Genomic DNA, 22298 nt, shown 5'->3' with positions numbered 1-22298 from the left:
CTCTCAGCTTAGGTAGGCTTATTTATGCAACTCATCAGCTCGTTAGATATTAGAAATTCAGAATATTTATCAAAAAATCGCCTCATCAGTTATCATCACCAGTTGCGTCTAATTTTTTCGCTGGGTAATCAGGTAAAAAACGTTCTGGAAATTGGCATTTTTAATTCTTTGTTAACAGACATCTTGAAGAATAATGGATACAACGTCTCCACTGCTGATGTTGACCCCAGCCTCAAGCCAGAAATAATTTTGGATTTGACTACAGATTTTTCCTTACCAAAAGATAAATTTGATGCGATTGTCCTGTTTCAAGTTCTGGAACACTTCCCCTACGAACAGTCAGAAGAAGCATTGAGAAAACTTGCTATTGCAACTAAGAAATTTTTGGTGATTTCGATTCCCTATTGCACTCAATACCTCTCGTTTCAGGTGAAAACCTCTTTCTCAGGCAGACCAAGGCATTTACTATTCAATGTCCCTAAATTCTGGAGTGCAACGCCCGTCTGTGACGAACACTGCTGGGAAATGGGTTTAAAAGGATATCCGAAAACGCGGATTTTAAACTCTGTTGCCAAAGCTGGGTTAACTGTTAAGCAAGAATTTATCGATCCCACTTATCCATACCATTATTTTTTGGTGTTGGAGAAGAATTCTAGTAATACTTAGAGTGTTCCAAAAAATAAATGATCCAAAACCCGTCATTGCGAGCGAAGCGAAGCAATCGCAAAGACTGGGATTGTTTCGCTTCGTACCCAACTCTTGGAGAGGCTGCGCCAACGGGAACGCCAAGGGCGAACGCAATGACAATTGGGCATTTTTTTACTTGGAGTACTCTTAAACAGCAATCTGTGGGGAGTGGGAAGTCGGAAGTAGGGTAATCCGAATCAGAAAATGGCGGCAAACAATGCTCAAAAAACGAGCGATCGCCTAAGCTATGCTTTTAAAATCCTAATTGGTATCATGCCCTTCTGTGTTCTCCGGGTTTATCCTGGAAAACAGATGGCTAGGTTGTATTACCTACTATCATCGTTTCAGATACTAACATCGAAAACTACCAATTATGCTAGAACAAGGCACTATCAGTATTCATACTGAGAATATTTTCCCGATCATTAAGAAGTCGCTCTATTCAGATCACCAAATCTTCTTACGGGAACTGGTATCCAACGCTGTAGACGCCATCCAAAAGCTAAAAATGGTATCCCGCGCCGGCGATTATGCTGGAGATATCGGCGAACCAGAAATTGAAATTGCCATTGACAAAGATAAGAAAACCCTATCCATCTCCGATAACGGTATCGGAATGACCGCAGATGAAGTTAAGAAATATATCAATCAGGTTGCCTTCTCTAGTGCTGAAGAATTTATTCATAAATATGAAGGCAAATCAGATCAACCAATAATCGGCCACTTTGGTCTTGGTTTTTACTCTTCCTTCATGGTGGCGCAAAAGGTAGAAATTGATACCTTATCCTACCAAGAAGGGGCGCAAGCGGTTCACTGGTCTTGTGATGGTTCTCCAGCTTTTACTCTCGAAGAATCTTCTCGGACAACTCGCGGTACTACTATTATTCTCAGCCTGCAAGGGGAAGAAGAGGAATTTCTCGAATTAGCACGAATCAAGAATCTTGTCAAGACATACTGCGACTTTTTGCCAGTCCCAATTAAACTAGATGGCGAAGTAATAAATAAGCAAAAAGCACCGTGGCGAGAGTCTCCGAGTAATCTGACTCAAGAAGATTATTTAGAGTTTTACCGCTACCTGTATCCTTTTCAGGAAGAACCTTTGTTATGGGTACATCTAAATACTGACTATCCCTTTATCATCAACGGGATTTTGTATTTCCCAAAAATGCGACCGGATGTAGATGTTACCAAAGGGCAGATCAAGCTATTTTGCAATCAAGTTTTTGTTAGCGACAACTGCGAAGAAATTATCCCGCAATTCCTGATGCCGATGCGGGGTGTGATTGATAGTACCGATATTCCCCTAAACGTATCGCGCAGTGCCTTGCAAGGCGATCGCACCGTGCGGAGAATTGGTGATTACATTGCCAAAAAAGTAGGCGATCGCCTCAAAGAACTTTTCCGCGATAATCGCGAACAGTACATTAGCGCCTGGAAAGACCTCGGCACTTTTGTAAAATTCGGCGTTCTCAACGACGAGAAATTCAAAAAACAAATTGAAGATATCATCGTCTTCCGCACCACCGCCAAGTTGACAGAAAAAGTTGCTGCTGAAACTCCAGTGGTTGAAGTCCAATCTTCAGATGGGGATGCTTGGCAAGATGTCACTCCTTCACCCAGTTCTGACTCAACACCCAGCGCTCCCTATACTACGCTGAAAGAGTATCTAGAACGCAACAAAGAACGCAACGAAAACCGGGTTTTCTACAGCACTGATGAAACAACCCAAGCTACATACATAGAACTGCACAAAAATCAAGGCTTGGAAGTCCTGTTTATGGACTCCTTCATCGACACTCACTTTATCAACTTCCTAGAGCGCGAATATCAGGATGTCAAGTTTACGCGGGTAGACTCAGATTTAGACAATACCCTGCTAGAACAAGACAAAGATAAGGAAATTGTCGATCCCAAGACGAATAAAACCCGGAGTGAGACGATTAAAGAGTTATTTGAGAAATCTCTCAACAAACCCAAACTCAACATCCGTACCGAAGCCTTGAAATCAGACGATCCTCAAGGAACACCACCTGCGATCGTGCTTTTACCAGAGATTCTCCGCCGCCTGCGCGAAATGAACGCCATGATGCAGCAGGGAACAGCAGAGTTTCCCGAAGATCACATTTTGCTGGTGAATACTGCTCACCCGCTGATTCAAAATCTGGCAAATCTCAACCAAGGTAGTATCATTCAAGGTGACGGTGAATCGTCTACAAATCAGTTAGTCAACTTGATTTGCCAACACGTCTACGATTTAGCGCTGATGTCTCAGAAAGGATTTGACGCTGAGGGAATGAAATCCTTCGTCGAGCGATCGAATGACGTACTCACCAAGCTGACGGAACAAGCGAGTAAATAGTGCTGAGTGCTGAGTGCTGAGTGCTGAGTGGGAAGTTAGGAGTTAGGAGTTATTTCTTCCCTGCTCCCCTGCTCCCCTGCTCCCCTGCTCCCCTGCCCCCTCATCTCCCTCATCTCCCCACTTCTGCTGCCTAAGACCTAAAATGGAAAGGCTGTATTAAAATAACAATCTGGAGATAGTAGCTATGTCCCGTCGCTGTGAACTAACTGGTAAGAAGGCAAATAACGCTTTTTCTGTTTCCCACTCCCACCGCCGTACAAAACGCCTTCAGCACGCTAATCTGCAAGACAAGCGTGTTTGGTGGGAAGGCGGAAATCGTTGGGTGAGATTAAAGTTGTCTACCAAAGCAATTAAAACCCTACAAATTAATGGGTTAGAAGCAATGGCAAAAGCAGCTGGCATTAACCTAAATCATTACTAAGTAATCTGAATTTCATAACCCGAAACTTTTGTAGGTTGGAATATAGGTGATTCGTAGTGGCGCACAGCTAGCTGTGCGCCACTAGTGTTTATTACACCTTTAGTAGCAGGTAGGCTCTTTATATTTTGAATTCTGTTGGCAGTAAGAGAAAAATATCGGAATCCATTTTGATTTGGAGAACTCACTTGATTTAGCAGGCAAGAGGCAAGAGCAAGAAGACTCTTTAAGTTATACTAAGCTTTTTGACGCAATCAATATGAGTTCTTTATGTAATTTTTACACTACGAATAAATCCCGGTGTCTCTGAATAAAAATACTTACCAGTTTTCTATTTTTCATGATTGAAATTAGACCGCTCTATACCCCAAATTAATATGAATTTATTTTAAAATTTCTCAATATTCTTAACAATAGTTAAAGCTAGAGATTAGCTGAATAAATAGAAAAACTGCCCGAACTCAAACAAGTATTGAACGAGGTGGCAGAAGCCTTGATAGTAGAGCTATGAAAGGAAATTCAGAAACTAAAAACCGCACTGGAAACTACAATTAATCAAGACTCTCCAGCAACCAAGACTAGTTGAGCAATTACAAATAAACAAGGGAATACTGAAAGCAGGTAGTGTATTTTCTTTATACTTTATGACAACGAACAGTTATGAAGCGTCGAACCACTCAGACCTGCAAGAGTATCACAAACAGCTACAGCTAACGGTTCAATATCAAAAAATATTGGCGAGAATTCTGGCTAAGATTCGCGCATCTGTAAATATAGAATCTCTATGTTCGACTTCTTGTCAAGATATTTGTCGGCAATTGAAGATTGAGCGAGTTGCAATCTATCGCTTTAACACTGACTGGAGCGGTAGTTTTCTGAATCGTTTTGGCTTTGCAGAACATCCTTGGGATGCATTGACTGCCTTTGGACAGGATTTGGTGTGGGAAGATTCGCATTTGCAAGAAACTCAGGGAGGGCGATATCGCAAAAATGAGCCGTTTGCTGTGGCTGATATTTACGATGCAGGGCACGCTCGTTGTCATATTGAAGTATTAGAACAGTTTCAGATTCGGGCGTATGCGATCGCACCCATCTTCATCGGGCCAAAATTGTGGGGAATGCTGGCAGCTTATCAACACTCCGCTCCACGGCAATGGTATCCTCACGAAGTTGAATTTTTTGCCCAAGCTGCCAGCCATCTTGGTGTGGCAATGCAGCAAGCAGAAAATTTAGAACAGACTAAACAACGCACAGCAGAACTGCAAGATGCGATCGCGCGACAACGTGCATTGACGGAAGTAGTGGGGAATATTCGCTCCTCTGTGAATCCCGAAATTATTCTAGACACTACCTGTCAAGAACTCTGCAAACTCCTGAAGCTAGAGCGGGCAGCAATTTACCGCTTTAATGAAGACTGGAGCGGCGAATTTGTCAGCCAATTCGGGATGGTTGAGGCGCAGTGGGATAGAATCCATCCCTTTGGCAAAAATCTCGTTTGGCAAGATACCCACCTCCAAGAGACGAAAGGTGGACGCTACCGCAATAACGAAAGTTTTGTTGTCAACGACATCTACCAAGCTGGACACTCGCGTTGTCACATCGATATTCTGGAGCAATTCAAGATTCGGGCATATACCTTAGCGCCCATCTTCATCGGCCCAAAACTCTGGGGACTGATAGCAGCATATCAACACTCCGGGCCGCGTCAATGGGCAAATTACGAAGTGGAATTTCTCGGACAGGTAGGCGCACAATTAGGAGTCGCGATTCAGCAAGCCGAGAATTTGGCTCAGTCAAAACAACAGGCTTCTGCCCTACAAGATGCGATCGCTCGGCAACGAGCATTAACTGAAGTAGTCGGTAAAATTCGCTCCTCTTTAAATATTGATTTAATCCTAAAAACCACTTGCCAAGAAGTATGTAAACTACTGCGAGTTGAGCGGGTTGGCGTTTATCGCTTCAATGAAGACTGGAGTGGCGAATTCGTCAGTAATTTCGGCATGGTTGAGGCACAGTGGGACAGCATCAATCCCTTTGGCAAAAATCTCGTTTGGGAAGATACCCACCTCCAAGAAACCAAAGGCGGACGCTACCGCAACAACGAAAATTTTGCTGTAGAGGATATTTATCAAGCTGGACACTCGCGCTGTCACCTCGATATTTTGGAGCAGTTCAAAATTCGCGCTTATGCGCTAATCCCAATTTTTGTAGGACGGAATTTGTGGGGATTGCTGGCCGCCTATCAACATTCTGCACCGCGCCAGTGGGATAGTGTGGAAGTGGAATTTTTGGTACAGGTTGCTAGCCAACTGGGTGTAGCACTGCAAAGTTCTCAAATGGTGACTCAAATTCAAACTCGCGCTGATGAACTGCAACAATCAGCCGAACAGCGGCGGATTTTATTTGATTTAGTCGTCAAAATTCGGGAATCTTTGGATTTGGAGACGATCCTTAAGACTACAGTACAGGAAGTGCGGCGATCGCTAAATACAGATCGAGTCGGCATTTTCCGCTTCGATCCGAATGTCGGTTTTTGCAGCGGTGAATTTATTGCTGAAGATGTCTTACCCAAGTTCGATTCTGCCCTCGCCGTGAAGGTGCAAGACTATTGCTTTGGCGATCAATACGCACCCCAATATCGCCAAGGGCAAGTGCAAGTAATTTCTGATGTCAACAGCGTTGGCTCCAAAGTACCTCATCTGGATGTGATTGAGCGATTCCAAGTCAAAGCACAGATTATTGTGCCATTGATGGAAGGTGATGAACTCTGGGGATTGTTGTGCATTCATCAATGCACCCATACACGTCATTGGGAAGAGGCGGAATTGGAATTTGTCACCCAAGTGGCGGCTCAACTCAGTGTAGCGCTGCGTCAAGCCAACTTGTTTCAACAATCCAGTTTGCTGGGTCAAACTCGTGAAGAAGCGAATCAACTCGCTCAGGCACTAAATGAACTGCGTACTGCCCAAATGCAAATTATCCACGCTGAAAAAATGGCCAGTTTGGGGCAGCTGGTGGCGGGAGTTGCCCATGAAATTAATAACCCGATTAATTTCATCCACGGCAACCTGGAACACGCCCACCAATACACGCAAGAATTGCTTCGCTACGTGCAGCTTTATTGGCATCATTATCCTAATGCCGCACCAGAAATCCAAGAGTTCTTCAAAAAAGCCGAAATAGAGTATTTAGTCGAGGATTTACCTCAATTATTCCAATCCATGCAGGTAGGCACTGAACGCATTCGGGAAATTGTCACCTCTTTGCGGAACTTCTCGCGCCTAGACGAAGCTGACTTCAAACCAGCAAATATTCACGAAGGCATCGACAGTACATTAATGATTTTGCAAAACCGCTTGAAGCCCTCAGCCGATAGCCTCACCATTCATGTGAGCAAAGATTATGGTACTTTACCTTTGATAGAATGCTATCCCGGTCAGTTGAATCAGGTATTTATGAATTTGCTGTCCAATGCCATTGATGCTCTAGAAGAACGAACCATGCAGGAATCTTCTGAAGCACTGGCAAAAAACCCTAGCAAAATAAAAATTTCTACCTCCCTGCTCAATAAAGATTGGATTGTCATTCGCATCGCCGACAACGGATTCGGCATAGATGAAAAAGTCCTCTCTCGACTGTTCGATCCATTTTTTACTACCAAGGTTGTCGGTAAAGGCACAGGACTGGGACTGTCTATCAGCTATCAGATAGTCACAGAAAAACACAACGGCAAGATATACTGCCAATCTGAACTTGGCAAAGGTACAGAGTTTGTGGTTGAGTTGCCGATTCGTCAGGTCGCAGCTAGAAAATCAGTAGCTAAAGTCAAGGTGTTAGACCAGGTATAAGCAAAGAGGTCAAGTGATGATTTTTACCAGTTAATCTGAAAAATTATCACTTTTTTACTCAGCTTATATCTTGCACCAGGCGACTGGAAGTCGCGGCTACACAGGCAAAACCCGCACTTCTCTACGAGACGCCGCGCGAACGACAAGCTCAGTGACCACCTGCGCGGGTTGAAAACATTGATTTTGCGTTAGTCCGCGCAGGCGGACTTGGTTTGTATAGCCGCGATTTCTAATCGCTAGGGCTAGGTGCTGTTTTGGTAACAGTAATATTACATAATTGTTTTACCTTTTCTGTTACCCAATCAACACGATCCTTTCCCCAAAATCTCTCGCCTTCGACTACCCAAGTCGGGACTCCGGGACAGCCAAATTGTTCGTATTCTGCCAAAGCTGCCACTGCTGCAAGTTTTGCTGCTTCTCCGTAGATTAACTCAAGAATGCGATCGCCATTCAGCCCAACATCATTTGCAACTTTCTTAATCACAGACTCATCATTAACATCAAGTTGGTCAATGTACGTCGCTCGAAAGAACGCGGCATCAAGCAGATGCTCCTTCCCAGTTCCACAAGCAGCGTAATAGGCTCTTGCGGGAAGTTCTTCGCGACCAAACTTCATTTTCTCCCAGCGCTTGACCCACCTACCAAATTCTTCAAATTCCTTGAGCCGAATTTCAATGCCGTACTTTTTCGCCCACCGCAGACAATCTTCTTTGTGATATGAAGATAATAGGGCGTTTTCAGTTCGTCCTTGCAGGTCAACTACCTTTATACCCCGCTCCTTCGGTATGTAGATTGGTCGTCGTTCAATGTCAACAGGTAAACCCTGCAATGCTTTTTCGGCAAGAGCAATACCAATATATGAATTTGACGAGTGGTATATCGAGTAGGAGTATACTTTGATTCGCTGCGACATCTTGGCTACTGTAGCTACCTAACTGATAATATTACGAATTAGCGATCGCAGCAGTAGCCAAGATTCAATCACAAAGTCCCCGATCCCCACTGTGTTAGATAACAATAATAGGAATTATCGGGCGACGCAACGATTTAGCCGCTATATGCTCACCCGATACGGAGAATGGAAATCAGTTCGCTCTTATATTGCGGAGCGTTAAGGCTTGCCTAGAAAGTCTTTTTTGCCAAGCTCTACACCACAGTGTCTGAGAATGTCATAGGTTGTTGTGACATGGAAATAAACGTTTGGCAAAACAAAATATAGGAGAAATGGCATTCCTTCAAAAGATAGGCTCTTGTCACCCTGCGTAATGGTAATTTTTTTATCTTCCGAACCATCTATTTGTTCGGGTTTAAATGTGTCTAAATAAGAGATAGTTTTCTGAACGCGGTCAATAAGTTCGGGCAATGTAGTTTCATTGTCCTCAAACTTGGGTGCTTCTGCCCCTGCTAATTGTGCAGCACCTCTCTTTGCGATGTCAGAGGCAATTTGTACTTGTCTTGACAATGGAAACATATCTGGGAATAGACGACTATTGGCCAACACATACCGATCTATTTTTTTGGTTTCTGCGTATGTAGCACCTTTTTCAAGAATACCTACAAGGCTATTTAGTGTGTGAATAAACACTGGTACTGAAGCTTGATACATTGAAATGCTCATTGATATTTCTCCAGAAAAAGTTCTATCTTTGTATATTTGGGGTCTTGTCGAGATAAGTGGTGCGATTCGCTCAGTCTAAATCTATCGCATCGGATAAGCGCTACACATAAGAAAGCGCGATCGTCATTAAGAGGGGGAAGTGAAAATTCTATACCTTTACCTCCGCCCCTTATCCCTAGAGGGAACCCCACCTTCCCCTTTGCCCCTCTGCCTCTTTATCAATCCGTATCTGGTTGCTACAGTCGCGGTGAAAAATACTAAGCTGGTAGATAGCACGTTAAAACTTTAGCGGAAATTCCAAATCGCATTCATCGGCGGTTTAGAATTCTCCATTGGCGAACTACCTGTAATTACATTATGTTTGATGCATTATCTGACCGTTTAGAATCCGCCTGGAAAAAACTGCGGGGACAAGACAAAATTTCTCAATCCAACATTCAAGATGCATTGCGCGAAGTGCGCCGCGCCCTGTTGGAAGCAGATGTCAATCTCCAGGTAGTCAAAGATTTTATTAGCGAAGTCGAAGCCAAGGCACAAGGAGCCGAGGTAATTGCTGGTGTACGACCTGAGCAACAGTTCATCAAAATTGTTCATGATGAACTGGTGCAGGTGATGGGAGAAGAAAATGTTCCTATTGCAGAAGCCCAGGAACAGCCTACTATTATTCTGATGGCTGGGTTGCAAGGTACTGGTAAAACCACAGCTACCGCTAAGTTAGCCTTACATCTGAGAAAATTAGAGCGTAGCTGCTTGTTGGTGGCGACAGACGTATATCGCCCAGCAGCGATCGACCAGTTGCTAACGTTGGGTAAGCAAATTGACGTACCAGTATTTGAACTAGGAAGCGACGCCGATCCTGTAGAAATCGCCCGACAAGGCGTAGAACGCGCTAAGGCAGAAGGTGTCAACACGGTAATTATTGATACTGCTGGTCGTCTGCAAATTGACGAAGATATGATGGCGGAATTAGCCCGCATCAAAGCAACTGTCCAACCCCATGAAACTCTGTTGGTAGTGGACGCGATGACTGGTCAAGAGGCCGCAAATCTTACCCGCACCTTTCACGAACAGATCGGCATTACTGGGGCGATTCTCACCAAGATGGATGGTGATAGCCGTGGCGGTGCAGCGCTTTCAGTGCGAAAGATTTCGGGAGCGCCGATTAAATTTGTGGGCGTGGGTGAAAAAGTCGAGGCACTGCAACCGTTTTATCCCGATCGCATGGCATCGCGGATTCTGGGAATGGGCGATGTGCTAACTCTGGTAGAAAAAGCCCAAGAAGAGTTTGACTTAGCCGATGCTGAGAAAATGCAAGAGAAAATTTTGTCAGCAAAGTTTGACTTTACTGACTTTCTCAAGCAGTTGCGGATGCTGAAGAACATGGGTTCTCTGGGAGGCTTGATCAAGATGATTCCAGGGATGAACAAGCTTTCAGACGATCAACTCAAACAGGGAGAAACCCAGTTAAAGCGCTGTGAGGCGATGATTAACTCCATGACTCGCCAAGAACGTCACGACCCTGATTTATTAGCCAGTTCTCCCAGTCGGCGGCGGCGGATTGCTTCTGGTTCCGGCTATAGAGAGTCAGATGTCACGAAACTGGTGGGTGATTTCCAAAAAATGCGATCGCTCATGCAGCAAATGGGTCAAGGTGGCTTCCCTGGAATGCCGGGAATGTTCGGCGGTGGCGGTATGGGTAATGCCTTCGCAGGTGCTGGTAATCGTCCCGCAGCCCCAGGATGGCGAGGTTATGATGGTGCCCCAGCCACGAAAAAGAAAAAACCCAAAGATAAAAAGAAAAAAGGCTTTGGTAATCTTTAGTTATTGGGCATTGGGCATTGGGCATTGGTAATTTGCAAATGACTAATGACAAAGGACTAATGACTAATGACTAATAGCAGCAAATGCTAGGCAGTGCTAAAATTAGCATTTCGACCTCAGAATTTATTAGCAGAGGAAACTAACCCTTAATTTATCGGCAACAGCCAGATTTAGGTTACTTCCTCACCAATTAGTTGCTAATTAATATCTAACTACAGGAGAATGATTCTTCAACCATGATCAAACTGCGCTTGAAACGATTCGGTAAAAAGCGGGAAGCAAGTTACCGCATTGTCGCCATTAACAACCTCGCTCGCCGCGATGGCCGTCCTTTAGAAGAATTGGGTTTTTATAACCCCAGAACTGATGAAGTGCGACTAGACGTTCCCGGTATCGTCAAGCGACTACAACAAGGCGCTCAACCCACTGACACCGTTCGTCGCATTCTAGTAAAAGCTAATGTTTTTGAGCAGGTCAGTGCAACAGCCGCATCATAATTTCGGAACAAAACTCCCAACAGCTAGCCCCAACTATGTTGAGCTGGTTCGGTTTTTGGTGCAGCCGTTTTTGGAATCTCCAGAGACATTAAGTGTCGATTGTGAAATTTCTCAGGCCCTCAACCGGGTTTGGGTTCGCATCGCCTTTGAAAGCGCAGATAAAGGAAAAGTGTTTGGTCGAGGGGGACGCAATATTCAGGCGATTCGTACAGTAATTGCCGCAGCCGCAACCGCAGCTGGGCAATCAACATACCTGGATATCTACGGCAGCACCACTCCGGGCCGCGAGGGTATGTCTTTTGATGAAGAGACAGAAGAGCGATCGCCACCACCGACTAAGAGAGAACCGCGAAATGATGGGCCTAAACCCATTGTTAAACCGCGCCTCCGCTAGGTTGAAACTAAAGAGCAAATCTGAGCGGTTGTTGTTACCTCCGCTCAGAATTTTTATAACGATGGAAAGTAGCAAAAAGATTTAAAAATCTTTTTTTGGACTCTTCACCAGTAGGGGCTATGCCCTCACCCCCAGCCCCTCTCCCATGTTGGGAGAGGGGAGTAAATTCTCCAGTTCCCCTTCTCCCATGTTGGGAGAAGGGGTTAGGGGATGAGGGCAAGCTATACGCCCCTACGGACGATTCATTTATTACAAAAATTTTTCAAAATGTAGTTAATAAAAGCATAATTTCGCCGTTAGCGAGAAAAATTAACCTTTGTCAAATACAGATCCTCACCAATTAAGAAATACTATGGCAGGTGCCTTAACAATTCAGCTGCCGAATATTACCAGTGCGATCGCTTTAGGCGGAGATGGAGAAGAAAATCTCAAAATCCTATCTCGGCAAACAGGGGCCACTTTAGTGCTGCGCGGACAGGAATTAGTGATTTCTGGTACTGAAAAGCAAATTGATCTGGCTTCTCGATTAGTGCGATCGCTTGAAGACCTCTGGATTAAAGGCCATACTATTTCCAGTGCCGATATTTTAACAGCCCGTCAAGCCATAGATAGCGATCGCCAAGGGGAACTGCAAGATTTACAGCGAGATGTCCTCGCCAAAAGTCGCCGGGGTGAAGAAGTCCGTGCCAAAACCTTCCGCCAACGCCAATATATCGACGCACTCCGTAAACGCGATCTCACCTTTGGGATTGGGCCTGCTGGTACTGGTAAGACTTATCTCGCTGTTGTTGTCGCCGTCCAAGCACTCCTTGCCAACCAAGTGGAAAAGCTAATTTTAACTCGCCCTGCCGTCGAAGCCGGTGAAAAACTCGGTTTTTTGCCTGGAGATTTACAGCAGAAAGTTAATCCCTATCTTCGCCCACTTTATGATGCTATTTATGAATTCATCGACCCAGAAAAAGTACCCAGTTTAATGGAACGCGGTGTGATTGAGGTTGCACCACTCGCCTATATGCGGGGACGCACTCTCAATAACGCTTTTATAATTGTCGATGAAGCTCAAAATACTACACCCGCTCAGATGAAAATGGTTTTGACTCGTTTGGGTTTCCGTTCGCGGATGGTGATTACAGGCGACATGACACAAACTGATTTACCACTTCATCAACAATCGGGTTTAGGAGTAGCTTTACAAATTTTAAAACACGTTGAAGGCATTGCCTTTTGCGAATTTTCCCAAAGAGATGTTGTGCGCCATCCTCTAGTTCAGCGTATTGTTGCGGCTTATGAACAATATGAAAAATAGTCATTAGTCATTAGTCATTAGTCATTGGTCATTAGTAAAAAACTAATAAATGACGTAGATGCGACAGCGGCTACCCACAGTGTAGGACAAATGACAAATGACAAGTGACAAATGACAAAGGACTAATGACAAGTGACAAATGACAAATGACAAATGACAAAGGACAAATAACAAATGACCACAACATTGAAAGAATTTTTAGAAGCTTGCGAGACTCTTGGAACGTTGCGTTTAATTGTTACTAGCAGCGCTGCTGTATTAGAAGCACGAGGTAAGGTAGAAAAGTTATTTTATGCAGAATTGCCTAAAGGTAAATATGCGAATATGCATACTGAAGGCTTTGAGTTTCACTTGAATATGGATAAAATCACTCAGGTGAAATTTGAAACAGGTGAAGCGAAGAGGGGTAACTTTACAACCTATGCCATCCGGTTTTTAGATGATAAACAGGAATCTGCTTTAAGCCTCTTTTTACAATGGGGTAAACCGGGAGAATATGAACCAGGACAAGTAGAAGCTTGGCAAACTCTAAAAGAGAAGTATGGCGAAGTTTGGGAACCTTTACCAACAGAAATTTAATACAGCTAAACTGATAGGGGTGGAGGAAATCGGATATCTGCACTGAACTGCTCGATATTAACGCTGCGATGAATCGGTAAAATATATTCTAAATTTTCGTGGGGACGAGGAATAATGTGATTAGAAAGTACCTCGCCACCGTCAACTCGCAGCACCGCCTTTAATCCTGCTGTCACTGCTACATTCACCTCGCCTATAGCCCCTCGAATTAAGACAGTAATTCGTCCAAAATCAGTGTTTTCATAACCAACAAGGGTTACACGGGCAGCTTTACACATGGCATCTCCCACTTCCACTGCTGTGGGAACGCCATAAACTTCAATCATGCCTAATGCCAATGTCATGCTATCACTATAAATTCGGGATAGGGCTAATTATCCCACTACAAAGTTTTAATTTATTACAGAAAATTACTTAATTTTTAATCGATAAACAATAACCATTAAATATAAAACTGCTAATGCTTGTAATGAAGGTAATTTGGAGTTTTTGCTTGCTGTTTTTATTCCTTATATGGGGTGATGCAGCTTTTGCAGGAGAGTTGTCTGAAAGGTTAGCAAATTTTCCCCAATGGGAAAAACTAACTTCAGTGCAACCGGCTTCGGGTGATTTGGTTTACCCTGAATGGATGGCTGGTACTTGGAAAGTTACAAGTACTTTAGTAGATTTAGCTGCGCCTTTAGCACCAGAGATTGTAACACCAGGGTTTGAAGGTAATCGCCGACAATTAAATCAGCCTGTGAGTTTTGTAGTAAGATTTGTGAAAGAGCAACCACATACTCCTTGGTTAAAAATATTACCTCAAATAGATGATAAATTCCCCAACTTAGTAGCGGATAGAGCATTTAATAGCTTGAATTTGGCAAGGGCTTATTTAGGGGATGAAGCAGTGTTATCAGTCAAAGTAGATCCAGATTCACCTAATCGTCAAATTACATTCTTGCGTAGCAGTCGCCAACTAGTCTCCATTGTGACTGCACGCGCCACAGAAACTACTCTTAATGGCAAGTTCATCACCACAGAAGTGTTTCAACAACTGTTTAAAGGCGGTTCGCGCCCCTATTTAAACTCTGTAGAATCTACTACGGCTTATCATAAACTTCCAACATCTAATCCGGCGATTGAGGCAGATCAAGTAACTGCTGTCTATCTTTCACCCCAAGATCCAGATTACTTTAAAGCCGGTTCTCAACCAGTTGCTCTCTACCGCTATCGCCTCGAATTTTTCCCTCAAGAACTACCAACTACTCCCAAAGAGTGATTTTTCATCTAGCTCTTGACTACTTTGTAGTACGTCTGTAGTATATAAATTCCAAGTTTACGATCGCGCTCTTGGACGGTGTGCATCATGGCCAAATTTCAAGATATTGTCAATTACTTTCGCTCTGATTGGAAGCTGAGTCTCTTTAGTATCACAGCATCCAGCGTTTACGAAATTATTGATTTGGTTGTTCCTTATGCGATCGGGCAGATTTTAAATATTTTGTCTGCTCAACCATTGGACAAACCACTTCAAAGTGCGATCGCAACTTTTTCGGATATCACTAATTATCCAGTTACCAAAACTCTATCTTTGAGTTTATTGCTGGGTTTAGTTTTCGTTGTCACCGTAGTGAGAGCGCCCACACAACCTTGGTTAACCCATTGGTTTCATTGGGATATAACCTTAAGATTGCGTCGCCAGAAAGCCCAAACAGCCATAGAAAAAATTCTGACTCTCCCACTAGAATTTTATGATGAAAATAACCCCGGACGCATTGCTGGAAGAATAGCTAGAGGTATTTCTAACCACACTTTTACATACCCCGAAGTTGCCGGACAGCTGATTCCTAGACTAGTTCGTGTACTGGGAATTTTCGTGTTTATCTTGGTGATTGAGTGGCGAATTGCAATTTTGTATCTGATTTCCTTTGTAGTTATTCTTAGCTTGAGCTTGAGGGATTTGCAACGGTTGATTTGGCACGAAACTATTCTGGATAAGTATGCAGAGGATACCGAAAGTCGCAATTCTGAACTGATCACCAACATTAAAACGGTGAAAGCCTTTGCTACAGAAGCTAAAGAACTGAAGCGGCAAAAGCAACGTTTGGATCGTGAACTAATGGTGGTTGAGTATCGTGTCCATAAAGGTTATGTGAAACTGGCTACTTGGCAAAGAACTGTAATTCAGTTCTGCGTGTTTACTATCCTGGGTTTGACTCTAGCAGCAACAGTAGATGGAAGAATTTCTCTTGGTCATTTTATCATGACCTTAACTTTTTCTAGCATGGCTTATGCCGAATTAGAACCTATTAACACTTTGGCAGAAGTTTTTGCCCGTCGTTATTCTTCTATGTTGCGGTTTCATGAATTTCTCCAAGAGCCAACTGCATCTGATTCAGCTAGTCTTTTAGAAGAGAGCAACCAGACAGAATCACCTTATAAATTTACTGGAAAAGTTGAATTGTCGCACGTCAGTTTTGGATATGATGCCAACCGTCAAGTTTTGCAAGATATCAACTTGTTGATTGAGCCATACCAAACAGTGGCATTAGTGGGGCGTTCCGGTTCTGGTAAGTCTACTTTAGTAAAATTACTGCTGCGATATTTTGAACCTCAAGCAGGTCAAATTCTGATTGATGGTCAAGATATTCGCACTTTGAATGTAGGTAAGTATAGACGAAGGCTAGCGATCGTTCACCAAGAAGTAGACATTTTCAACGGTACTATCTTGGATAACCTGACTTATGGTAGAACGAATGCCAGTTTAGAGCAGGTTAAGGAAGCCTGTAGAATTGCCAGAGTCGATGAAGTAGTAGAGCATTTACCACAAGGTTATTACACCGTTGTGGGAGAACGAGGTGTCAGGTTATCTGGAGGACAAAGACAACGCTTGGGAATTGCGAGGGCGCTGTTAGTGGAACCAGACGTGCTGATTTTTGACGAAGCCACCTCTAGTTTAGATTATGAGTCTGAGCGTTCAATTCAGCTAGCGATGCGATCGATTCAGGGCACTTGCACCACCATTGTGATTGCTCACCGTTTAAGTACAGTCCGGGAAGCTGATAAAATTGTCGTTCTAGAGCAAGGAAAGATTGTAGAAGTGGGTAGCCACGATGAACTCTTGCGTCACGAGGGTATTTACCGCCGCTTGCACTCCCTACAAGAAACAGGAGAACTTCTGAGTTAGGGGACATTGCTGTTGTCCAAATTAAAACAGCAGCAGATAAAGTTGCTGTTACAGTTCCAGAGATAGATGAGGATTATCTCAACTGTAATCCCTTTTAACTCGGAATTTACAGGTGTGCAAGTCTTGCACCAAATCACTAATGAGCCATGTGAAATGAACGTTTCATGTATGGTTTTGTACCCAAGTCAGGGGGGTGACTTCCTGACTTAGGCATCCACTTATTAGCGGCTATTCATAAGTTGCAAAACTTTATATAAACTTAATTTCAATATAGTAATATTAGTACACTATAACTCTTACATAAGTAAGTCAGTTAAAACAACTTAACTCTAAAACTTTCAGCCTTCATTTTGACATTTATGTAAGAGGTATTTTAATTAAAAAATTGAAGGAAAAGAAAAGATGTTTCAGAGCAAACCGAAAATTAGGGAATTGACATTTTGCGGTTCGTTGTTAGCTATTGTGGGATCGACAATCGGTTTCACAACAGCAGCAACAGCAATTCCGATGGCATATTATCAAAGAACGACGCAAGACAGTACATTACCTTTAACTGACGGTGCAAGGAGTGCATTACTGGTGCAAACAGTTCCTGCTGGTCGTTATGTAATCAATTACTCAGTAACTGCAATTAATCCCGGAATCAACGAAAATGTCCGGTGCGGTGTTTTAGTGAACGGTAGTGAAGTCTCGAATCACGGAGTTGTTGTTGGATCAATACCAGATCCAATTGGTACTGACACAATAAGCGGTGTTGCAGTCACGAACTCCAGTATACCACTCACGATTGAACTTGTATGTAGCCATGATGGCGGCGCTGATGGTTTACCATATATCTCTGCTGGCGCTGAACTAGCGGTTTTCTAGGCTAGCCCTTGCCTTTTTACTTGATGACCCAGCTTTAGATTTACTTTATTAATAGCCTCTTAGATTTTGGATTTTAGATTGACTCCATGAATCAATCCGCTTGATTCAATCGACTTTATTCGCAATAAGGTCGATTTGATTTTTTTAATAGACATATCCACAATCCTTTCGCGCCTATTCGGTGGTACAACTAATATTATCAAGTGGGGATTTTACTCCCATTCCCCAAGAAAAGTGGCGAAGCATTTAAATTCATTTTGCGCGTTTGGGTTAAGCGCCAGAAGTAAAGTGAATAATCCATTTCCTACTACTGGAATACTAATCACTAATCGAAGTCTTCCAATCAGAAAAAACTAAGATTTACTTTTATCAGCTTCTTTCTGTGCCGCCTCACTATATTTCTTATAAAGTTGAGTACGAATCTTAGCTTCTTGATAACGGCTGTGGGTTTGTGGTACTTTACTCATTAAATCTGAAGCCCGTTGCCATTTGGCAGCGATCTCTAACCACTGAGTTGAGGTTGTAGCTGTTTTACCAGATGCAGAAGCAAGGTTTGCAATTCGCACAGATATTTGAAATGGATCGTCAGATGGCTCAGAAAAGTTATTGTTAGGAGCGCGGGATGGTGTTTGGGCTTTTCTATCGTTAGTATTTTCTGTAGTTAAAGATTTGGAAGTTTCTAGTTGTATGAGGTTTTTGAGTTTATTACCTAGCTGGGCATAAACAACCCAACTAAGCAACAACAGCGAGCATAAACCAGCTGCTGCTAATATCTTTGTTTTAGGTTTATTTTTGTATTTTTCTTTGTTAATGAGTACTAAAGGACGAGAGACTTGAGTTTTAGGATAATTTGGTTTTCCTAGTTCAGCTTGAGCTTCTGTGAAATCTTTAATTAATTGCTTTACAATATTGGGCTGAATTAATGTAATTTCCTGTGACCAAAGCAATTGATTTTCGCGATCGCTATCTATTTCTTTTAACCACAGCAATTGTTGTTCTCGAACAATCCGACTGTTGATCTTGACGCGGCGAATGTGACGCGGGGCGATAGACTCAAGAATTTGGTGGATTTGTTCTACCAGGGAAGATTGCTCTAGTTGCTCTACTCTAGCTGCCTCGCACAGAATTTGTAGGACACCATCAGAAAAAATGGCTCTAGTTCTGACACACGACTGGCCTAGCTTTTCGTTCAATAGCTGAATAATCGCCGCAACGCTGCCTTGGTGAGCTTGCCAAGCTATATCGTTTATCCGGTCTACCACCTGAAATTTAGTGATAGCTCTTCCACCCTGACTGATTAACGTATTCATTAATTTAGGGACTCTTTTCTACTGACCTTGATCTTGTCTTCGATTTTACGAGTAAAAAGATGAGTTGCCAAATAATATCATAAATATGGAAATCTGGAGCCTTCCTTTGCGGTTTGTAAGGACGCTCGCTGACGCTCAGTTAATTTGTACGCTTCTACGCCTTGAAAACGTGGAATTATCGGGCTGAAACTCTGGTTTTTAGGTAACGCCCATGCTGACGGAGGAGTTATCTGTTTGACATATTACATTATCGTGTCTTTTTGCGACAGTGCGAAACACCCGCCACATGCGATCGCAAATGTATAGCTAGATAGTATCAGGGTCAACGCCAAGCGATCGCAGTTGTTCCTTCAACCTTTCCACCTGCGACTCTGCTTGTTCCCTCGCCAATCTTTCCTGTTTCAGTGCCTCTGCCAACTCCTCTGGAATCAGCAACTTTTCTCCAGTGTCTTCTCGATAAAAACCAATCAGTTGCCCCTCTATTTGCAAGCGCAGCTGCAAAGGATCGCATCGACTATCTGTAATTGGCTCATACACCTCGCCTCTGAGCCGATAGCCTTGTAATTGCTCCTTAATCCACTCTCCCTTGGGATCAAATAACCAGTACTCCATTACCCCTAACTGTTCATAGAGCGTCTTCTTGAAGCCCGTGTCCTGGTTTTTAGTCCCCTGGGAGGTCATTTCAAAGATTACTACAGGTACTTGTCCCTCTTCCCATATCTTGTAATTATCGCGGCCTCCAGGAGCGACATTAAAAATTACCATTACATCAGGAGCTATCCGTAACCTCGGAAAACCCTGAGCATAATAGAGAAACTGGTTACTCAAAACCGTTGCTTGCCGATCCAGCAAATATTGCCTCAATACTTCTAAAGTTGACAGTAAAGCACATAAATGAGCATAACTTTCTGCCAAAGGTTCACCATCCGAGCTTGGATAAAAAACTTCTGTTGATTGAGAATTGGGTAAGAGGCTAGTCATAATTAGCCACCTGATTAAGAGGATGGGTGCATTTATATTATCTTAGAGACTTTCGCTAACATTTCTAAAACTGCGGAGTAAACGAAAGGAGCAGAGGGGAGGATTTCCTGCTCGGTTCCCAGTCCCCGACAATATTGTTCATAAACTAAACAAAATACTCATATCAGGATACTTTTGTGAGGAATTATCGTTTTTTTTACCTTTTTGCCACAATGGCAATAATAAATAGCACAGCGATCGTTACATTAGAAGATATATAACTAAAAATCATTGTTGATTTTTATTCGTTCGCAGTTCACACAAAACTATGAGTGCAAGTACCATTATTTCTGATAATCCTTTACTCCAAGGCACTGGTTTACCTCCATTTACAGAGATTAAACCAGAACGAGTAGTACCCGCCTTCAATCAGTTGCTAGCAGAACTTGACCAGCAACTTGCTACCTTAGAGGCTAGTGTACAGCCTACTTGGAGTGATTTAGTAGAACCCTTAGAAAAGCTGACAGAACGGCTTACCTGGAGTTGGGGGACGGTAAATCATTTAATGGGTGTTAAAAATAGCCCGGAACTGCGCGAAGCTCATGAAATCGTACAGCCACTAGTTGTACAATTTATTAACAAACTCGGTCAAAGCCAACCCATCTACAATGCTTTTAAGGCACTCCGTAGCAGTGATAGTTGGGCAACTTTAGAATTAGCCCAACAGCGCATTGTAGAAGCCGCTATTCGAGATGCAGAACTTTCTGGTGTTGGCTTAAAAGGAGAGGCAAGAGACCGTTTCAATGCCATTCAGATGGAGTTGGCAGAACTTTCTACTAAATTCTCTAACCATGTACTTGATGCTACGAAAGCCTTTAGCTTAACCTTGACAACAAAAGCGGAAATTGACGGTTTACCACCAAGTTTGGTGAGTTTAGCTGCCCAAGCTGCACGTGCGGCAAAAGAAGAGAACGCCACACCAGAAAATGGCCCTTGGCGCATTACTTTAGACTTCCCCAGCTACGGCCCTTTCATGCAGCACAGTACCCGTCGAGATTTGCGTGAAAAGCTCTACAAAGCTCATATCACTCGCGCTTCTAGTGGCGATTTAGATAATAACCCGTTAATTGTGCGTATTTTGGAGTTACGGCAAGAACTCGCAGATATACTTGGCTTTAAGAGTTTTGCCGAGTTGAGCCTTGCAAGTAAAATGGCTCCTAATGTTGAGGCAGTTGAAGCACTATTAGAAGAACTACGCCAGGCCAGTTATGATGCTGCTGTCAAAGACTTAAAAGAACTCCAAGCTTTTGCTGCATCTTATGGAGAAGAATATCAAGATTTAAAACATTGGGACATCAGCTTTTGGGCAGAACGCCAACGAGAAGCCAAATTTGCCTTTACTGCTGAAGAATTACGTCCCTACTTTCCCCTTCCCCAAGTGCTAGATGGCTTGTTTGGGCTTGTTAAGCGGCTCTTTGGTGTTACAGTGACCCCTGCCGATGGTAAAGCCCCAGTATGGCATGAGCATGTCCGTTATTTCCAAATAGCCGATGAAACTGGTTTTACCATCGCTTACTTCTACTTAGACCCCTATAGCCGTCCAGCAGAAAAACGCGGCGGTGCTTGGATGGATGTATGCATCAATCGTGCCAAAACTGAAAATGGTGCAACTGCCATCCGATTGCCTGTGGCTTATTTGATATGTAACCAAACTCCCCCAGTAGATGGCAAGCCGAGTTTGATGACTTTCTATGAAGTAGAGACTTTGTTCCACGAATTTGGTCATGGATTGCATCACATGCTCACCAAGGTTGACTATGCAGGAGCCGCAGGTATCAATAATGTGGAATGGGATGCAGTGGAACTACCCAGCCAGTTTATGGAAAACTGGTGTTATGAGCGACCCACTTTGTTTGGCATGGCTAAACATTACGAAACTGGAGAAGCCCTACCAGAGCATTATTATCAAAAGCTGCTAGCGGCGCGTAATTATATGAGTGGTACTGGTATGTTACGGCAAATTCACCTTAGCAGTATTGATTTAGAACTACATTACCGCTATCGTTCTGGCAGCAATGAAACTCCAACAGATGTGCGTCATCGCATAGCTAAGACTACTACTGTTTTACCACCACTTCCAGAAGATTCAATGTTGTGTTCTTTTGGGCACATTTTTGAGGGTGGTTATGCAGCAGGCTACTACAGTTATAAATGGGCTGAAGTACTTAGTGCTGACGCTTTTGCCGCTTTTGAAGAAGCTGGGCTAGAAAATGAAGAAGCTATAAAAACTACAGGTCGGCGTTATCGTGATACGGTACTAGCACTCGGTGGTAGCAAGCATCCAATGGAGGTGTTTAAGACTTTCCGGGGTCGTGAACCAAGTACGATCGCTTTGCTCAGGCACAATGGTTTAGTAAGTGCTGCTGCAAACTAAACAACACATCTGTAGAGATGTTGTATTGCAA

18 protein-coding genes are annotated in these 22298 nt (G+C 43.3%); 13 read left to right on the top strand and 5 right to left on the bottom strand.

Features of this window, described 5'->3' with window-relative positions:
- Positions 1–24 precede the first annotated feature (24 nt).
- The 4 genes from V7K61_RS26350 to V7K61_RS26335 all read left to right on the top strand — a co-directional run bounded on the left by V7K61_RS26350 (position 25) and on the right by V7K61_RS26335 (position 7312).
- Positions 25–666 (top strand): class I SAM-dependent methyltransferase, encoded by a 642-nt coding sequence (locus V7K61_RS26350; protein WP_335057966.1) that lies wholly within the window; start codon positions 25–27, stop codon positions 664–666.
- Between the two features lie 394 nt (positions 667–1060).
- Positions 1061–3046: a molecular chaperone HtpG gene (gene htpG, locus V7K61_RS26345; RefSeq protein WP_335057964.1), complete on the top strand. Its 1986-nt coding sequence runs from the start codon at positions 1061–1063 to the stop codon at positions 3044–3046.
- Between the two features lie 184 nt (positions 3047–3230).
- A complete protein-coding gene (rpmB, locus tag V7K61_RS26340) occupies positions 3231–3467 on the top strand; it encodes a 50S ribosomal protein L28 (protein ID WP_289797780.1) in 237 nt (78 codons plus the stop codon).
- Between the two features lie 641 nt (positions 3468–4108).
- On the top strand, positions 4109–7312 hold the full coding sequence (locus V7K61_RS26335) for a GAF domain-containing sensor histidine kinase (RefSeq protein WP_335057962.1): 3204 nt from the start codon (positions 4109–4111) through the stop codon (positions 7310–7312).
- Positions 7313–7541: 229 nt separating this feature from the next.
- On the opposite strand, the gene V7K61_RS26330 is transcribed toward V7K61_RS26335, so the two are convergent.
- Positions 7542–8225, bottom strand: a complete 684-nt coding sequence (locus V7K61_RS26330) for a DsbA family protein (RefSeq protein ID WP_335057960.1) — start codon at positions 8223–8225, stop codon at positions 7542–7544.
- A 198-nt stretch (positions 8226–8423) separates the two neighbouring features.
- Entirely contained in the window at positions 8424–8930 is a 507-nt protein-coding gene (locus V7K61_RS26325) for a DUF1993 domain-containing protein (RefSeq protein WP_335057958.1), read from the bottom strand.
- 357 nt (positions 8931–9287) lie between these two features.
- Between V7K61_RS26325 and ffh the strand changes: the two genes are divergently transcribed.
- The 5 genes from ffh (at position 9288) to V7K61_RS26300 (ending at position 13527) form a co-directional block, all read left to right on the top strand.
- Positions 9288–10751 (top strand): signal recognition particle protein, encoded by a 1464-nt coding sequence (ffh, locus tag V7K61_RS26320; protein ID WP_335057956.1) that lies wholly within the window; start codon positions 9288–9290, stop codon positions 10749–10751.
- A gap of 236 nt (positions 10752–10987) precedes the next feature.
- On the top strand, positions 10988–11248 hold the full coding sequence (rpsP, locus tag V7K61_RS26315) for a 30S ribosomal protein S16 (RefSeq protein ID WP_012409382.1): 261 nt from the start codon (positions 10988–10990) through the stop codon (positions 11246–11248).
- On the top strand, positions 11211–11642 hold the full coding sequence (locus V7K61_RS26310) for a KH domain-containing protein (protein ID WP_335057954.1): 432 nt from the start codon (positions 11211–11213) through the stop codon (positions 11640–11642). Before rpsP ends, V7K61_RS26310 begins: the two co-directional genes overlap by 38 nt.
- Before the next feature lie 352 nt (positions 11643–11994).
- On the top strand, positions 11995–12948 hold the full coding sequence (locus V7K61_RS26305) for a PhoH family protein (RefSeq protein ID WP_335057952.1): 954 nt from the start codon (positions 11995–11997) through the stop codon (positions 12946–12948).
- A gap of 174 nt (positions 12949–13122) precedes the next feature.
- Positions 13123–13527, top strand: a complete 405-nt coding sequence (locus tag V7K61_RS26300; RefSeq protein WP_335057950.1) for a ChuX/HutX family heme-like substrate-binding protein — start codon at positions 13123–13125, stop codon at positions 13525–13527.
- 5 nt (positions 13528–13532) lie between these two features.
- Here V7K61_RS26300 and V7K61_RS26295 read toward each other — a convergent pair whose 3' ends face one another.
- Positions 13533–13871 (bottom strand): carbon dioxide-concentrating mechanism protein CcmK, encoded by a 339-nt coding sequence (locus V7K61_RS26295; protein WP_335057948.1) that lies wholly within the window; start codon positions 13869–13871, stop codon positions 13533–13535.
- A gap of 116 nt (positions 13872–13987) precedes the next feature.
- Between V7K61_RS26295 and V7K61_RS26290 the strand changes: the two genes are divergently transcribed.
- From V7K61_RS26290 to V7K61_RS26280, 3 genes are all read left to right on the top strand, one after another.
- Positions 13988–14788 carry a DUF6816 family protein gene (locus tag V7K61_RS26290; protein WP_335057946.1) on the top strand — a complete coding sequence of 267 codons (801 nt, stop codon included), beginning with the start codon at positions 13988–13990 and terminating at the stop codon, positions 14786–14788.
- A gap of 87 nt (positions 14789–14875) precedes the next feature.
- A complete protein-coding gene (locus tag V7K61_RS26285; protein WP_335057943.1) occupies positions 14876–16696 on the top strand; it encodes an ABC transporter ATP-binding protein in 1821 nt (606 codons plus the stop codon).
- A gap of 402 nt (positions 16697–17098) precedes the next feature.
- A complete protein-coding gene (locus V7K61_RS26280; RefSeq protein WP_335057941.1) occupies positions 17099–17563 on the top strand; it encodes a hypothetical protein in 465 nt (154 codons plus the stop codon).
- Positions 17564–17916: 353 nt separating this feature from the next.
- Here the strand turns inward: V7K61_RS26280 and V7K61_RS26275 are convergent, their stop codons facing one another.
- Positions 17917–18873, bottom strand: a complete 957-nt coding sequence (locus V7K61_RS26275; RefSeq protein WP_335057939.1) for a hypothetical protein — start codon at positions 18871–18873, stop codon at positions 17917–17919.
- A 306-nt stretch (positions 18874–19179) separates the two neighbouring features.
- A complete protein-coding gene (locus V7K61_RS26270; RefSeq protein ID WP_335057937.1) occupies positions 19180–19854 on the bottom strand; it encodes a Uma2 family endonuclease in 675 nt (224 codons plus the stop codon).
- A 307-nt stretch (positions 19855–20161) separates the two neighbouring features.
- Here V7K61_RS26270 and V7K61_RS26265 point away from each other — a divergent pair, with 307 nt between their 5' ends.
- On the top strand, positions 20162–22267 hold the full coding sequence (locus tag V7K61_RS26265; protein ID WP_335057935.1) for a M3 family metallopeptidase: 2106 nt from the start codon (positions 20162–20164) through the stop codon (positions 22265–22267).
- Positions 22268–22298 lie beyond the last annotated feature (31 nt).

Origin of the sequence: Nostoc sp., from assembly GCF_036918015.1 — a bacterium.
Taxonomy (GTDB): Bacteria; Cyanobacteriota; Cyanobacteriia; order Cyanobacteriales; family Nostocaceae; genus Nostoc.
The sequence above is the reverse complement of the archived record's forward strand: the minus strand, read 5'-3'. Positions and strand labels throughout refer to the sequence as shown.

What these genes read in the sequence shown, in the direction of transcription:
- V7K61_RS26285 (WP_335057943.1), top strand. Translation starts at nt 14,876, where the DNA reads ATGGCCAAATTTCAAGATATTGTCAATTACTTTCGCTCTGATTGGAAG.
- V7K61_RS26280 (WP_335057941.1), top strand. Translation starts at nt 17,099, where the DNA reads ATGTTTCAGAGCAAACCGAAAATTAGGGAATTGACATTTTGCGGTTCG.
- rpsP (WP_012409382.1), top strand. Translation starts at nt 10,988, where the DNA reads ATGATCAAACTGCGCTTGAAACGATTCGGTAAAAAGCGGGAAGCAAGT.
- V7K61_RS26325 (WP_335057958.1), bottom strand. Translation starts at nt 8,930, where the DNA reads ATGAGCATTTCAATGTATCAAGCTTCAGTACCAGTGTTTATTCACACA.
- V7K61_RS26270 (WP_335057937.1), bottom strand. Translation starts at nt 19,854, where the DNA reads ATGACTAGCCTCTTACCCAATTCTCAATCAACAGAAGTTTTTTATCCA.
- V7K61_RS26295 (WP_335057948.1), bottom strand. Translation starts at nt 13,871, where the DNA reads ATGACATTGGCATTAGGCATGATTGAAGTTTATGGCGTTCCCACAGCA.
- V7K61_RS26305 (WP_335057952.1), top strand. Translation starts at nt 11,995, where the DNA reads ATGGCAGGTGCCTTAACAATTCAGCTGCCGAATATTACCAGTGCGATC.
- V7K61_RS26275 (WP_335057939.1), bottom strand. Translation starts at nt 18,873, where the DNA reads ATGAATACGTTAATCAGTCAGGGTGGAAGAGCTATCACTAAATTTCAG.
- V7K61_RS26330 (WP_335057960.1), bottom strand. Translation starts at nt 8,225, where the DNA reads ATGTCGCAGCGAATCAAAGTATACTCCTACTCGATATACCACTCGTCA.
- V7K61_RS26265 (WP_335057935.1), top strand. Translation starts at nt 20,162, where the DNA reads ATGAGTGCAAGTACCATTATTTCTGATAATCCTTTACTCCAAGGCACT.
- V7K61_RS26350 (WP_335057966.1), top strand. Translation starts at nt 25, where the DNA reads ATGCAACTCATCAGCTCGTTAGATATTAGAAATTCAGAATATTTATCA.
- ffh (WP_335057956.1), top strand. Translation starts at nt 9,288, where the DNA reads ATGTTTGATGCATTATCTGACCGTTTAGAATCCGCCTGGAAAAAACTG.
- htpG (WP_335057964.1), top strand. Translation starts at nt 1,061, where the DNA reads ATGCTAGAACAAGGCACTATCAGTATTCATACTGAGAATATTTTCCCG.
- V7K61_RS26335 (WP_335057962.1), top strand. Translation starts at nt 4,109, where the DNA reads ATGACAACGAACAGTTATGAAGCGTCGAACCACTCAGACCTGCAAGAG.
- V7K61_RS26310 (WP_335057954.1), top strand. Translation starts at nt 11,211, where the DNA reads ATGTTTTTGAGCAGGTCAGTGCAACAGCCGCATCATAATTTCGGAACA.
- V7K61_RS26290 (WP_335057946.1), top strand. Translation starts at nt 13,988, where the DNA reads ATGCTTGTAATGAAGGTAATTTGGAGTTTTTGCTTGCTGTTTTTATTC.
- V7K61_RS26300 (WP_335057950.1), top strand. Translation starts at nt 13,123, where the DNA reads ATGACCACAACATTGAAAGAATTTTTAGAAGCTTGCGAGACTCTTGGA.
- rpmB (WP_289797780.1), top strand. Translation starts at nt 3,231, where the DNA reads ATGTCCCGTCGCTGTGAACTAACTGGTAAGAAGGCAAATAACGCTTTT.